General features: G+C 72.6%; 13 protein-coding genes. 10 read left to right on the top strand and 3 right to left on the bottom strand.

Features of this window, described 5'->3' with window-relative positions:
• Positions 1-19 precede the first annotated feature (19 nt).
• Positions 20-1,432, bottom strand: a complete 1,413-nt coding sequence (locus tag LH62_RS07290; protein WP_052213860.1) for a bifunctional heptose 7-phosphate kinase/heptose 1-phosphate adenyltransferase — start codon at positions 1,430-1,432, stop codon at positions 20-22.
• 79 nt (positions 1,433-1,511) lie between these two features.
• A complete protein-coding gene (locus LH62_RS07285) occupies positions 1,512-2,303 on the bottom strand; it encodes a metallophosphoesterase family protein (RefSeq protein WP_082012401.1) in 792 nt (263 codons plus the stop codon).
• Between the two features lie 59 nt (positions 2,304-2,362).
• Between LH62_RS07285 and LH62_RS07280 the strand changes: the two genes are divergently transcribed.
• Genes LH62_RS07280 through LH62_RS07260 form a run of 5 tightly spaced genes read left to right on the top strand, consistent with a single transcriptional unit; the run spans position 2,363 to position 6,763 of the window.
• On the top strand, positions 2,363-3,409 hold the full coding sequence (locus tag LH62_RS07280; RefSeq protein ID WP_144404413.1) for a hypothetical protein: 1,047 nt from the start codon (positions 2,363-2,365) through the stop codon (positions 3,407-3,409).
• Entirely contained in the window at positions 3,406-4,554 is a 1,149-nt protein-coding gene (locus tag LH62_RS07275) for a hypothetical protein (RefSeq protein ID WP_043360250.1), read from the top strand. Before LH62_RS07280 ends, LH62_RS07275 begins: the two co-directional genes overlap by 4 nt.
• Positions 4,555-4,570: 16 nt before the next feature.
• Positions 4,571-5,320 (top strand): ABC transporter ATP-binding protein, encoded by a 750-nt coding sequence (locus LH62_RS07270; protein ID WP_043360248.1) that lies wholly within the window; start codon positions 4,571-4,573, stop codon positions 5,318-5,320.
• A complete protein-coding gene (locus LH62_RS07265; RefSeq protein ID WP_043360247.1) occupies positions 5,317-6,120 on the top strand; it encodes an ABC transporter permease in 804 nt (267 codons plus the stop codon). Before LH62_RS07270 ends, LH62_RS07265 begins: the two co-directional genes overlap by 4 nt.
• A gap of 7 nt (positions 6,121-6,127) precedes the next feature.
• Positions 6,128-6,763, top strand: a complete 636-nt coding sequence (locus tag LH62_RS07260; RefSeq protein WP_043360246.1) for a histidine phosphatase family protein — start codon at positions 6,128-6,130, stop codon at positions 6,761-6,763.
• 7 nt (positions 6,764-6,770) lie between these two features.
• On the opposite strand, the gene LH62_RS07255 is transcribed toward LH62_RS07260, so the two are convergent.
• On the bottom strand, positions 6,771-7,643 hold the full coding sequence (locus LH62_RS07255; protein WP_052213858.1) for a calcium-binding protein: 873 nt from the start codon (positions 7,641-7,643) through the stop codon (positions 6,771-6,773).
• Between the two features lie 230 nt (positions 7,644-7,873).
• Here LH62_RS07255 and LH62_RS07250 point away from each other — a divergent pair, with 230 nt between their 5' ends.
• The 5 genes from LH62_RS07250 to LH62_RS07230 all read left to right on the top strand — a co-directional run bounded on the left by LH62_RS07250 (position 7,874) and on the right by LH62_RS07230 (position 13,347).
• Positions 7,874-8,698: a lipid-binding SYLF domain-containing protein gene (locus tag LH62_RS07250; RefSeq protein WP_082012400.1), complete on the top strand. Its 825-nt coding sequence runs from the start codon at positions 7,874-7,876 to the stop codon at positions 8,696-8,698.
• Between the two features lie 87 nt (positions 8,699-8,785).
• On the top strand, positions 8,786-10,363 hold the full coding sequence (gene purH, locus LH62_RS07245) for a bifunctional phosphoribosylaminoimidazolecarboxamide formyltransferase/IMP cyclohydrolase (RefSeq protein WP_043360245.1): 1,578 nt from the start codon (positions 8,786-8,788) through the stop codon (positions 10,361-10,363).
• A 69-nt stretch (positions 10,364-10,432) separates the two neighbouring features.
• The gene (locus tag LH62_RS07240; RefSeq protein WP_043360243.1) at positions 10,433-11,041 is read left to right on the top strand and encodes a carbonic anhydrase; all 609 of its coding nucleotides are present in this window, start codon (positions 10,433-10,435) and stop codon (positions 11,039-11,041) included.
• A gap of 51 nt (positions 11,042-11,092) precedes the next feature.
• A complete protein-coding gene (locus LH62_RS07235) occupies positions 11,093-12,103 on the top strand; it encodes a DNA recombination protein RmuC (protein ID WP_236552499.1) in 1,011 nt (336 codons plus the stop codon).
• Positions 12,100-13,347, top strand: a complete 1,248-nt coding sequence (locus LH62_RS07230; RefSeq protein WP_043360240.1) for a NupC/NupG family nucleoside CNT transporter — start codon at positions 12,100-12,102, stop codon at positions 13,345-13,347. The genes LH62_RS07235 and LH62_RS07230 overlap by 4 nt, the downstream gene beginning before the upstream one ends.
• Positions 13,348-13,373: the final 26 nt, after the last annotated feature.

The following is a 13,373-nucleotide window of genomic DNA, read 5'->3' as shown; positions in this document are numbered from 1 at the left end:
ACAACCTTGTGCTGCCGGATCAAAGCCCTTGATGCGACTCGGCCACGGGGCGGCGGACGATGCCGCCCCATTCCTGCATGATGTCGCCGCCGGCCAGCGTCTCCGGTGCGCGGCCGGGGTCCTGCACCAGCACGTCCGGGCGCAGCATGCGGATGAGGTCGAGCGCCGTCTCCGCCCCGTAGCGGATGACGAGGTCGACGCTGTTGCGCTCGGCAAGGTCTTCTGCCGCCGGGTCGCCATCGGCGATGCCGATGATGAGCCGGTCGCACCAGTCCTGCGCGCGGTCCAGAAGATGCGGCTCGGCGGCCGCGGTGCTGGCGGCGAGGAAGCCGACGCGATGGCCGGCGCGGCGCCAGCCCTCGACGCGCTCGGCGGCCTGGCCGCGGGTGACGAGCTTGCGGGCGGCGAGGCGGCCGGGGGTCAGCACCTCGAGGAACTCGTCCTCGCGCACCACGCCGATGCCGGACTTGCCCATGGCGATGCCGGCGGCCAGGGCGGCGAGCCGGGCGATCAGCGGCAGCGGCAGGCCGACCGCGAGGCCGGCGGCGGTGACGGAGATCACCGCATCGCCCGCGCCGGCCGGATCGACGAGTTCCGCCACATCGGCGGGCAGGTGCTGCGGCACCGCATCCTCGCCGACCAGCATCACGCCCTCCGGGCCGCGGATGACGAGCACGGCGCCGAAGCCATGCGCGGTGCGGAGCGCGGTGGCGGCGGCCGCGATCTCGGTCTCGGTGCCGGTGGGCAGGCCGGTGGCTGCGGCGAGCTCGGCGCAATCGGGGATGATGAGGTCGGCGCCGGCGAAGCGGCCCGGGTCGCCGCCGCGCGGGTCGACCACGATCTTGCGCCCGGCGGTGCGCGCCGCGGCGATCAGCCGCGTCGCGGTGGTGCCGGCCAGCACGCCCTTGCGGTAGTCGGAGAGCACCATGACCGTCGTCGCCGCCACGGCATCAGCGGCGATGCGCACCAGCCGGTCGGCGAGGCGGGGGTGGATGGGCGCCGCCTCCTCATGGTCGGCGCGGAGCAGCTGCTGGCCGCTGGCGACGAAGCGCGTCTTCACCGTGGTGGCGCGGCCGCCCTGGACCAGCAGCCATGGCTCGACGCCCGGCTGGCCACCGATCAGCCCGGTGAGGTCGCTACCCGCCTGGTCGTCGCCGACGATGGAGACGAAGGCAACGGCAGCGCCGAGCGCTGTCAGATTCCGTACAACGTTGCCGGCGCCGCCGGGCAGCGCGACCTCGCGCTCAACCGCCAGGACCGGGATAGGGGCTTCGGGGCTGATGCGCTCGACCCGGCCATAGACATAGCGGTCGAGCATGGCATCGCCGACGACGAGGACGGTGCCGCGCTTCAGCTGCCGCACCGCTTCCAGCAGATCGGCCGGGATGGCGCCGGATGGGCTCGGACGAGGTTCGGGCGCGGGGCCGTGCATCCCCCTGCGGTAGCCTAAGCCAGGGCTCACACGCAAGGCGAGAGACGCCAAATCTTGTAATGCAGGTAGCATCGCTCCGTCATGCGGAGAGGAAGCGCAGCCGGTGGCCTTCCAGCACCACGCAGCTCAGCGCGCCGCCGAAGCAGGCCCCGGTGTCGATGCCGATCCGATGCGGGCGCACCACCGGTAGCTCGCTTGGGGTATGGCCATGGACGACGACCAGCGGCAGGTCGCCGTCGAAGGAAAGGAAGGGCTCGCGGATCCAGACGAGGTCGAAGGGATCCTGCCGGTCGGTCGGGATGCCGGGCCGCACGCCGGCATGCACGAAGAGGTAGTCGCCGGCGGAGAATTGCAGGGGGCAGTGGCGCAGCAGGTCGAGATCCTCCGGCAGAACGGCGGCGCAGGCCTCCGGATCCTCCGGGTCGGCGCCGTAGCTGGCGAGCGTGGCGGCGCCGCCATTGTCGAGCCAGAAGGGCAGCGCGCCGGGATGCGCCTCCGGCTCGCAGGCGTCGAGCATCATCACCTCGTGGTTGCCGAGGAGGTTCACCACCTCGACCTCGCCGATGGCCTCGCCGAGCAGCGGCGCCGGGTCGAGCAGGCGGCGCAGCACGGCGGCGCTGTCCGGGCCGCGATCCACATAGTCGCCGAGATGAATGAGGGTGATGCGCTCGGTCGGGCGGGCGGCGGCGTCCTCGGCGATCAGGGCGTGCAGCGCGGCCAGCCGGTCGGCGCAACCGTGCACATCGCCCACCGCATAGATGCGCCAGCCCGGGGGCAGCGCGCCGGGGGCGAGCTGGCCGGGCCAGGGGGCTGGCCAGGGGGCAGCGGGGCGCGCCGATTTCGGGCCGGCGCTTAGGGCATCGTTCACCATCCGGCGCGACTTTAGAGGATGACGCGCCGCACCGCACCGCGCCAGGACAGCGCATGATCGTGACCGGACCCCGCCTCGCCGGCTTTCCCGCCCCTCCGCCGGCCTCCCCGCCGATGGCGGGGCTTCTGCCCCTGCTCCGCCAGGCCCTGCCTGGCGCGGAGGGACGTGTTGCCCTGCTTTTGAGCCCGGCCGGGCGGCTGGCCGGGCCGCCGGCGCGGCGGCGGCTGGCGCGGGCCCTGTTGCAGGACGCGGCCGAGGCCGGCGGCGGCGCGGTCTACGACACGGCGGCGGGGGAGCTGCTGCTGCTCTGCGCCATGCCGGCGGCGGCGCGGCGGGCGGCGGCGGCGCTGGCGCAGCTTGCCGGCCCCGAGGCGCCGGCTCCAACCATCTGGACCCTGCCCCGGGATGCGGCGGCGCTGCTCGCCTGGGCGGCCGCGGCGCAGCTTGCCGGGCCGGAAGCGATGGCCTCGCCGGTCGAGGGCTTGGCGGGGCTGGAGGGGCGGCTCGATTCGCTCCCGGCCGATACGGTGCTGCGGCACCGGCATGTGATCCGCCCGGGCGCGGCGGTGCCAGGCCGCGGGCGGCGGCTGCGGTTGTCGCGCCCGGCCCTGGCCGCGGTGCTGGGGCTGCTGGCGGCGGATGCGGATCTGATGGCGCATGCGGCGGAGCGGCTGGCGCGGCGGCTGCTGCCCGGCCTCGCCACCTGGGCGCGCGACCTGCCCGGCTGGCGGCTGCTGCCGCTGCCGGTGGGGGTGTTGCCGCCACCGGCCGCCGTGGCCGGCCTGTTCGGCGTGCTGCCGCTCGCCGCCGCGGCCGATCCCGGCTTGCCTGCGCAGCGCGAGGCGCTGGCGGCGCGAGGCTGGGGCTTGGCGCTGGAAGGGCTGGATGCGGCCGGGCTGGCGCTGCTCGCCCCGGCCGGGCTGCCGGCCGACCTGCTGCTGCTGCGCTGGTCGCCGGCGCTGGAGGAGCGGGCGGCGCTCGCCGTGCTGCGCGACCGGCCCGGGGAGCGGCTGGTGGTGACCGGCTGCGACGGCGCGGCCGCGCTCGACTGGGCCGCGCGGCTCGGGGCGATGGCGACTGGCCCGGCGGCGGAGGCGGTGGCATGACGACGGAGCCCTCCCTCGCCCCGCTGCGGCCCTTCGCCGGGCCGCGCGGCGCCGATGCGCTGGCGCTGGCGCACTTCCTGCGCGAGGCGGTGGCCGCCGGCACGGTGCGGGAGGTGCTGCACCTCCGCCTCGGTACCCTGGCCGAGGAGTTGCGGCGGACCCATCACCAGCGCCTGGTTCGCGATGCGCTGGCGCCGCTGATGCGTCCGACCCGGGCGCGCGTCTTCGAATTGCCGAACGGCGACATCGTCGCCATCGCCCCACCGGAGGGGCGGCATCTGGGCGAGGTGCAGGCGGCGCTCGGCATCCTTTTCGCTGCCGAGGGACAGCTGCCCTTCGCCCGGCGGCGGCTGCCGGAGGAGGCGGCGGCGCTGCTGGCGGCGGTGGAGGAGAGTCTGACGCCGAGCCAGGCGGCGCCGCGCTGGCCGGTGCCGGAGGAGGACAGGCTGCCGATCTCGGCCGCCGACCTCGCGGCGCTGGAGCGGGGGCTCGGCCATGCCAGCCTGGCACGCTTCCTGGTGCGGCGGCCGGTCTGTCGCCTCGCACCGGGCGAGGCCGGGCCGGAGACGGAGTGGGAGGACTGGTCGCTGCACTGGGCGGAGCTCTGCGCCACGCTGCTGCCGGGGGCGGATCCGGCGCTGGCCCCGGCGCTGTTCCGCCGGTTGCGGCGGCTGGCCGACCGGCGGCTGCTCAACGAGCTGGCCCGGCCGGAGGACGCAAGGCGGCTCGGCCAGGCCGGGCTGTCGCTGGCGCCGGAGACGGTGGCGGAGCCTGAATTCCTCCGCCTCGACGCGGCGTTGGGGCCGGAGCGGCGGGGGCGAATGACCGTCTCCTTCGCCGCCGGGGATGCGCTGGCCGACCTGGCGGGCTTTGCCTTCGCCCGCGACTTCTGCCGGCTGCGCGGCTGGCGGGTGGCGCTCGACCTCGCGGCGCCGGTCCTGCTGCCCGCCCTGCCGCTGGCCGGCTTGCAGGTGGATCTGCTGCGGCTGCGGTGGTCGGCGGCGCTGCCGGGCTTCGCGGCGGCGCTGCCGGCGGACCGCGGCAGGGTGATGCTGGCGGGGGCGGACCGGGCGGCGGCGATCGGCTGGGGATGGGAGGCGGGCATCACCTTGTTCGAAGGGCGGTTGCTGCGGCCGCGGGGCTGACGCATATGGCGGGCATATGGAAACGCCCGCCATCCTCGCCGAGGCGCTGAGCAAGCGCTACGCCCCCGATGCGCCGCCAGCGGTCGATGCCCTCTCCTTCTCCATGCCGCGCGGGGCGACCTGGGGGCTGCTCGGCGGCAACGGGGCCGGCAAGACGACAACCATCGCCATGCTGCTCGGCCTGCTGGTGCCGAGCGGGGGGCGGATCAGCGTGCTCGGGCATGACATGGCGCGGGACCGGTTCTCGGCGCTCGCGCGGATGAATTTCTCCTCGCCCTATATCGCCCTGCCGGCGCGGCTGAGCGTGGCCGAGAACCTGCGGGTCTATGCGCATCTTTACGACGTGCCGGAGGCGGAGCGGCGGATCGGCGAACTGGCGGCGCAGCTGCAGCTGACCGATCTGCTGGACCGGCCGGCGGGGCAGCTCTCGGCCGGGCAGAAGACGCGGGTGGCGCTGGCCAAGTCGCTGGTCAACCGGCCGGAGCTGCTGCTGCTGGATGAACCGACGGTGAGCCTCGACCCGGATACGGGCGACTGGGTGCGGTCCTGGCTGGAGCGGTACCGGGCGGAGACCGGCTGCTCCATCCTGCTCGCCAGCCACAACATGGCGGAGGTGGAGCGGCTTTGCGGCCATGTGCTGATGCTGAAGCAGGGGCGGGTGGTCGACAGCGGCAGCCCGGCCGGGCTGCTCGGCAAGTATGGGCGGGAGGATCTGGAGCAGGTCTTCCTCGACATCGCCCGCGGGCGGCAGCGGGTGCCGGCGTGAACCGGGCCGCCTTCCGCCGGGTCTGGGGGATCATCTACCGGCACCTTGCGCTCTACCGGCGGTCCTGGCCGCGGGTGGTGGAGCTGATGTACTGGCCGGTGCTGCAGATGGTGGTGTGGGGCTTCGTCACCTCGTATCTCGCGGGCGTGCAGGGGAATACGGCGAGCGTCGCGGCGGGCGTGCTGCTCGGGGGCGTGCTGCTGTGGGAGGTGGCGCTCCGCAGCCAGATGGGCTTCTCGCTTTCCTTCCTCGAGGAGATCTGGTCGCGCAACCTCGGCCATGTCTTCGTCAGCCCGCTCCGCCCGCGGGAGCTGGTGGCGGCGCTGATGGGGATGAGCATCATCCGCGTCCTGGTCGGCGTGCTGCCGGCGATGCTGCTGGCCTGGCTGCTCTATTCCTTCGGCATCCTGACGATGGGGCCGGTGGTCGTCGGCTTCTTCGCGGCGCTGCTGGTGATGGGCTGGGCGGTGGCGCTCGGCGTCACCGCGCTGATCCTGCGCTACGGCGCGGGGGCGGAGGCGCTGGCCTGGTCGATCCTGTTCGGGCTGACGCCCTTCTCCGCGGTCTTCTACCCCGTCGCCATCCTGCCGGGCTGGTTGCAGCCGGTGGCGCTCGCGCTCCCCTCGGCGCATGTCTTTGAAGGGATGCGGGCGGCGCTGCGCGACGGGACGGTGGAGACGGGGCACCTTCTGGCGGCCTTCGCGCTGGATGCGGCGTGGCTGGCGCTGATGGGCTACGTCTTCCTCCGCCAATTCGAATCGGCGCGGGTGCGGGGCGCGCTGCTCAATATCGGGGAATAGCGGCGCGATGCCGGAAACACGCTTCCACCTGATCCGCCACGCCCTGGTCGAGCCCAAGGCGCGGACGCTCTTCTACGGCGCGATGGACGTGCCGCTCTGCGACCTCGCCTTGAAGCAGGATGCCTCGCTGTTCCGCTGGCTGGCGGCGCGGCTGCCGCGGCCGGCGGTGTGGGTGACCTCCAACCTGGCGCGGACGCGGGCGACGGCGGCGGCGATCTTCGCGGCGGGCTATCCGGAGCAGGACATGGCCACCGAGCCGAACCTCGCCGAGCAGCATCTCGGCGAGTGGCAGGGGCTGCCGCATGAGGCGCTGGCGGCGAAGCTGCGGCACCCGGCGCATCCCTTCTGGCCGCATGCGGCGGAGGAGGAGCCGCCGGGCGGCGAGAGCTTCGCTACTGTCGCCGCGCGGGTCGGCGGGGTGCTCGACCGGCTGGCGGAAGCCCACAAGGGCGAGGATGTGGTGGTGGTCGCGCATGGCGGTTCGATCCGGGCGGCGATCGCCCATGCGCTGGGGCTGACGGGGCACCAGGCGTTGGCCTTCTCCATCCGCAACCTCGGGGTGACGCGGCTGGAGCGGCATGGCGGAGACTGGCGCGTCTCCGCGGTGAACGAGGAGCCCTGGGTGATGCCGGAGTTCGAATAGGCTCCGGCTACAAGATCTTCACCCACTGCGTCAGGTGGCTGAGGAAAACATCCTTGTCCATGCCGTGCAGGACGATGGTGTTGTCGCCGATGGTGATCTTCGTTGCCGCGTGGTCGCCGCTGGCATAGGGCGCCAGGTCCTTCGGCGTCATGATGCCGGAGCCGTTGATGTCCGAGGCGAACATCAGCTTGTCTCCGGTCGAGAAGTCGGTGATCCGGTCATAGCCGAAATCGTCACCGAAGTAGAAGAAGTCGTGGCCGTCGCCACCAAACAGAACATCGGCACCGCCGCCGCCGGACAAGGTGTCGTCACCGGCCCCGCCGAGGAGGGTGTCGCGGCCCTCGCCGCCGTTCAGCAGGTCGTCATCCTTGCCGCCGATGAGGGAGTCGTTGCCGGCGCCACCATACAGGTCGTCGTCTCCCTTGCCGCCGTCAAGCGTGTCGTTGCCGGCACCGCCATCGAGGAAGTCGTTGCCGTCGTCGCCGGCGAGGTAGTCCTGGCCGCCGCCGCCCCAGATCCCGTCATCCCCCTTGTCGCCGCTCAGCGTGTCGTCGCCATGGCCGGCGCTGATGGTGTCGTGGTCCTGGCCGCCGATGACGAAGTTGCGGCCGTCGCCGGCATCGATGCTGTCGTCGCCCTTGCCGCCAAAGATGCTGTCGTCGCCGCTGCCGGTATGGACGGTGTCGTCACCCTTGCCGAGAAGGACATGCAGCGGGTTGGCGTTGCCGGCACCGTCGACATAGCTGTCGCCGCTGCGCATGGAGAGGTCGAGGATCGGGAGGGCGGTTTCGACATGGTAGAAGGCGTCGATGCCGCGCGGCACCTCGTCGAAGGCCAGATGGCCTCCGTTGCCGCCGATGATGGACGCGTAGTCAGCCATGGCTCGACTCCTTTTGCCGATGGACGCACAAGGCGGGTGACCGTGGCGAACAATACAACCTAAGATTGAGTATGCACTTTTGGAAACACTTCGTTAATCGTAACAAAATGTCGCGGCGGACCGGCCTTCTTGCCTGGCTGCGGACAAGCCGTGCCGGCGAAGCTTTGGACAGCGGGGATAAACGAGGTTAGCTTCCGCCACTGAAATCCATGGCTTGGTGGGGAAGCTTCATGCGGCGTCTGATGATCCTGGGCATGACCCTGGCGATGCTGACCGGCTGCGCGGGCGGCGTGCCGGCCGGGGGAGAGGAGCAGACGCTGGTCGACCGGGCCACGCTCTCCGTCCAGGAGATCCTTGGCGAGGGGAACGACCGGCTGAAGGCGGCGCAGATGCTGCACCGGGCGCGCGCCGTGCTGGTCTGCCCGCGAATCTTCCGTGGCGGCTTCTTCTTCGGCGGCGAGGGCGGCGGCTGCGTGATGGTCGGGCGGGATGCCGCCGGGTCCTGGTCCTCGCCGGCCTTCTATTCGATGGGATCGGGCAGCTTCGGCCTCCAGGCGGGCATCCAGGACCTGCAGATCCTGATGCTCATCATGAACGACCGGGCGCTGACTGCGCTGCTCGACAGCCAGCTGAAGCTGGGAGCGGATGCCTCGCTCGCCTTCGCTACCTTCGGCGGTTCGGTCGAGGGCGCGACGACGGCGGCGGTGGGCGCGGATATCGTCGCCTTCGCCCGGGCGCGCGGGCTCTATGCCGGGCTGACGCTGGAGGGGACGCTGCTTTCGGCGCGAAGCGAGTGGAACCGCTCCTATTACCGGCAGGAGGTCGGGCCGCGGCAGATCGTGGTGGCGATGCAGGTGCACAATCCAGGGGCGGACCCGCTGCGGGCGGCGCTGATGCGCTTCGATGGCAGGGGCGGCATGGCCGCTCCGGGGCCGGCCGCCTATCAGCAGCCTGCGCCGGCCTATCAGCAACCCGCGCCGGGCACGCTCGGCAGCGGGCCGCCGCCGGTGGCGAGCGGTGGCGTGCAGCGGGCGCCCTTGCCGCCGCTGCGGTAGGACCCGGGAGGGGCAGCGCCCCTCCCCCAAGGTTGCCCCGCGCCGCCCCCGGGTCTATGCCCCGCCGCGACCCGCGGAGCGCCATCCATGACCGACCTCGTCCCCATCCGCCGTGCCCTGATCTCCGTCTCCGACAAGACCGGGCTGCTCGAATTCGGCCGGTTCCTGGCCGGGCAGGGGGTGGAGATCCTTTCGACCGGCGGCACCGCGCGGGCGCTGCGCGAAGCCGGCATCCTGGTAAAGGACGTCTCCGAGCATACCGGCTTCCCCGAGATCCTGGATGGCCGGGTGAAGACGCTGGTGCCGCAGGTGCATGGCGGCCTGCTCGGCCGGCGCGACCTGCCGGAGCATGGGGCGCAGATGGCCGAGCACGGCATCGCGCCGATCGACCTCGTCGCGGTCAACCTCTACCCCTTCGAGGCGACGGTCGCCGGCGGCGCCGGCTTCGAGGACTGCATCGAGAACATCGACATCGGCGGCCCGGCGATGATCCGCAGCGCCGCCAAGAACCACGCGCATGTGGTCGTGCTGACCGAGCCCGCGCAATTGGTCGAGGTGCAGGCCGAGATGGCGGCCGAGGGCGGCACGCGGCTGGCGACGCGCCGCCGGCTGGCCGCCGCCGCCTATGCCCGGACGGCGGCCTATGACGCCGCCATCTCCGGCTGGTTCGCCGGACAACTCGGCGAGGCCTTCCCGCCCCGCCTCGCCGTCGCGGGCGTGCTGCGCCAGGGCCTGCGCTACGGCGAGAACCCGCACCAGCAGGCGGCCTTCTACACCGATGGCAGCGACCGGCCGGGCATCGCCACCGCGCGGCAGGTGCAGGGCAAGGAGCTGTCCTACAACAACCTGAACGACACCGACGCCGCCTTCGAATGCGTCGCCGAGTTCGACCGGCCGGCCATCGTCATCGTCAAGCACGCCAATCCCTGCGGCGTGGCCGTGGACGAGAGCCTGACGGCGGCCTGGGACCGGGCGCTGCTCTGCGACCCGGTCTCGGCCTTCGGCGGCATCGTCGCGGCGAACCGGGTGCTGGATGCGGCGGCGGCGGAAAGGATCACCGCCATCTTCACCGAGGTCGTCGTCGCCCCTGATGCGGACGAAGCCGCGAAGGCGGTCTTCGCCCGGAAGAAGAACCTCCGCCTGCTGCTGACCGGCGCCGTGCCCGACCCGGCGGTGCCCGGCCGCGTGTTCAAGAGCGTCTCCGGCGGCTTCCTGGCGCAGTCGCGGGATGCCGGCCGCGTCGAGGCGGCGGGTCTCAAGGTGGTGACCAAGCGGGCGCCGAGCGAGCAGGAGATGGCCGACCTGCTCTTCGCCTTCCGCGTCTGCAAGCACGTGAAGTCGAACGCCATCGTCTATGCCAAGGGGCTGGCGACGGTCGGCATCGGCGCCGGGCAGATGAACCGGGTGGAAAGCAGCCGCATCGCCGCCTGGAAGTCGGAGGCGGCGGCCAAGGCCGCCAGCCTCGCCGAGCCGCTGGCCCGCGGGAGCGTCGTCGCCTCGGACGCCTTCTTCCCCTTCGCCGACGGGCTGGAGACGGCGGCGGCGGCCGGCGCCACGGCGGTGATCCAGCCCGGCGGCTCGATGCGCGACAACGAAGTGATCGCGGCGGCCGATGCGGCGGGGCTCGCCATGGTCTTCACCGGCATGCGGCACTTCCGCCACTGAGCCGGGCTTGATTCCGGCCCCGGTCGGAACACATCGGGCGAATCATCATCGCAGCGCAGCAGGAACCCCATGCAACGCCTGATCGACGGCTATCGCCGCTTCCGCGAGGAAACCTGGCCGCAGCAGAAAGCGCGGTTCGAGGAACTGGCCGAGCGCGGGCAGAGCCCGAAGACGCTGGTGATCGCCTGCTCCGATAGCCGGGTCGATCCGCAGATGATCTTCTCGGCAGCGCCGGGCGAGCTCTTCGTCGTCCGCAACGTGGCCAACCTGGTGCCGCCCTACATGCCGGACGCCGCCTTCCACGGCACCAGCGCGGCGCTGGAATTCGCCGTGCGCGTGCTGAAGGTGGAGCGGGTGCTGGTGCTCGGCCATGCGCTCTGCGGCGGCGTCGCGGCGCTCCTGCACGGCGCGCCGCCCGAGGCGCAGGACTTCGTCGTCGGCTGGATCAGCATTGCCGCCGAGGCGCGGGAGCGGGTGCTGCGTTGCGACCCGGCCGAGCAGCAGACCGAGGGCGAGCACGAGGCGGTGCGCATCTCGCTCCGCAACCTGATGACCTTCCCCTGGGTGGCTGAGGCTGTCGGGGCCGGCCGGCTGAGCCTGCATGGCGGGCATTTCGGCGTGGCGACGGGCCGGCTGATGCTGCTCGGCGAGGACGGGGAATTCCGCCTAGCGTCCTGATCCCGGCGTGAAACATGCGAGACTTCGGCCGCGAATCGGGGAGTGCTCTGCGTGCCGGACTGGCTGCTGCCCTTGCTGGTGCCCGTCGTGGCCGCGCTCGCCGGCGGGTTGCTGGTGCTCGCCTTCCGCCCGCGCGGCGGCGGGGAGGGCGTAGCCCTGCTCGCCGACCGGATGGAGGCGCTGTCCGACCGGCTCGACCAGGCGGTGGCGCAGCAGAACGAGCGCCTGGCCCGCAGCCTCGCCGACAGCGCCGACCGGACGCAGGAAAGCGCCCGGCGCATCCATGAGCGCCTGGCCGTCATCGATGCCGCGCGGGCCAATATCGAGGCGCTGGGCGGGCAGGTGACGACGCTCGCCGGCATCCTCGGCAACAAGCAGGCGCGCGGGGCCTTCGGCGAGGTGCAGCTGCGCGACATGCTGGCCGACCGCCTGCCGGCCGAGGGCTGGGCCTGGCAGCACCCGCTCTCCAACGGCACGCGCTGCGACGCGCTGATCCGCCTGCCCTTCCCGCCCGGACCCATCGCCATCGACAGCAAATTCCCGCTCGAGGCTTGGCAGGCGCTGCGCACGGCCATGGACGACGGGACGCGGGTGCAGGCAACGCGGCGGCTGGTCTCCGACATCCGCCGTCATGTCGACGACGTGGCGAGCAAGTACATCCGGCCGGGCGAGACGGCGGAGGGCGCGCTGATCTTCCTCCCCTCCGAAGCCCTGCATGCCGACCTCCACGCGCTCCATGGCGGGCTGGTGCAGGAGGCGGCGCGGCGCGGCGTCTACCTGGTCTCGCCCGGGACGCTCTGGGCGGTGCTCGGCGCCATGCGGGCGCTGATGCGCGACGTACGGCTGCGGGCGGAGGCGCAGCACCTCCGGCTGGAGGTGGCGCGGCTGGCGGAGGAAACGGGGCGGCTCGACCGGCGCGTCGCCAACCTCCGCCGGCATTTCGGCGAGGCGCAGTCCGACATGGACCAGATCGGCATCACCGCGCAGAAGATCCTGGCGACCGCCGCCCGCATCGAGGCGGTGGAGATGGATCCGCCGGCCCCGGCAAGAGCTGCCGAATGAGCGCGCTGCAACTGCAATCCCTGGCCGGGCTGCCGGCGCTCTGCCTGCTGGCCTGGGTGCTGGGCGGCTGCCGGCGCGGCGTGCGCCCGCGCGTGGTGGTGGCGGGGCTGCTCGGGCAGATGCTGGTTGCCGCGGCGCTGCTGCACCTGCCGCCGCTGCGCGCCGGCTTCGCCCTGGTGGGCGATGCAGTGGATGCGCTGGCGCGGGCGACGCGGGCAGGCACCACGCTGGTCTTCGGCTATCTCGGCGGCGGTCCGCTGCCCTATGCGGAGACGGTGCCGGGCGGCAGCTTCATCCTCTTCTTCCAGGCGCTGCCGCTGGTGCTGCTGGTCGGCGCGCTCTCTGCGGTGCTATACCACTGGCGCGTCATGCCGCTGGTGGTGCGCGGGCTGGCGCGTGGCCTCGGCTGGCTGTTCGGCCTGTCCGGGGCCTGCAACCTCTCGGTCGCGGCGAATGTCTTCGTCGGCATGGTGGAAGCCCCGCTGCTGATCCGCCCCTGGCTCGGGCGGCTGACCGAGGCGGAGCTGTTCGTCGTCATGGTGGCCGGCCTCGCCACCATCAGCGGCAACATGCTGGTGGTCTATGCGACGATGATCGCCCCGGTGGTTCCGGATGCGGCCGGGCAGCTGCTGACGGCGAGCCTGGTCTCGGCGCCAGGCGCCATCCTCGCCGCGCTGCTGATGCTGCCGGAGCGGGAGGCGATGGCGACATCCAGGCCGGAAGGGGAGGCCCCCCGCCTCTACGACAGCACCATGGACGCGCTGGTGCGTGGCACGGCGGATGGCCTGCAGCTGCTGCTCGGCATCATGGCCTCGCTCATCGTCTTTGTCGCGCTGGTGGCGCTGGCGAACGGCATCCTCCAGCCGCTGACGGGCTGGACGCTGGAGGCCATCGCCGGCTGGGTGTTCTGGCCGCTCGCCTTCGCCATGGGCATCCCGGCCGCGGAATGCGCGACGGTTGGCGCCAGCCTCGGCGTGAAGGTGGTGGTGAACGAGTTCGTCAGCTACCTCCAGCTCGCCGCGAGCGGCGGGGCAGGTCTTGCCGAGCGGTCGCGCGTCATCCTCACCTATGCGCTCTGCGGCTTCACCAATTTCGCCTCGGTCGGGATCATGGTGACGGGGATGGCCGCGATGTGTCCGGAACGCCGGGCCGACATCCTGCGGCTCGGGCTGAAGGCGCTGGTCGCGGCGAGCATCGCCTGCTGCATGGCGGGCGCGACGGTCGGCGTGCTGACGGCACCCTGAGCAACTTCGGGCGGCGACGGGGTTTC

Source organism: Belnapia sp. F-4-1, from assembly GCF_000802185.1.
Taxonomy (GTDB): domain Bacteria; phylum Pseudomonadota; class Alphaproteobacteria; order Acetobacterales; family Acetobacteraceae; genus Belnapia.
This window is presented reverse-complemented; position numbering and strand designations above follow the sequence as displayed.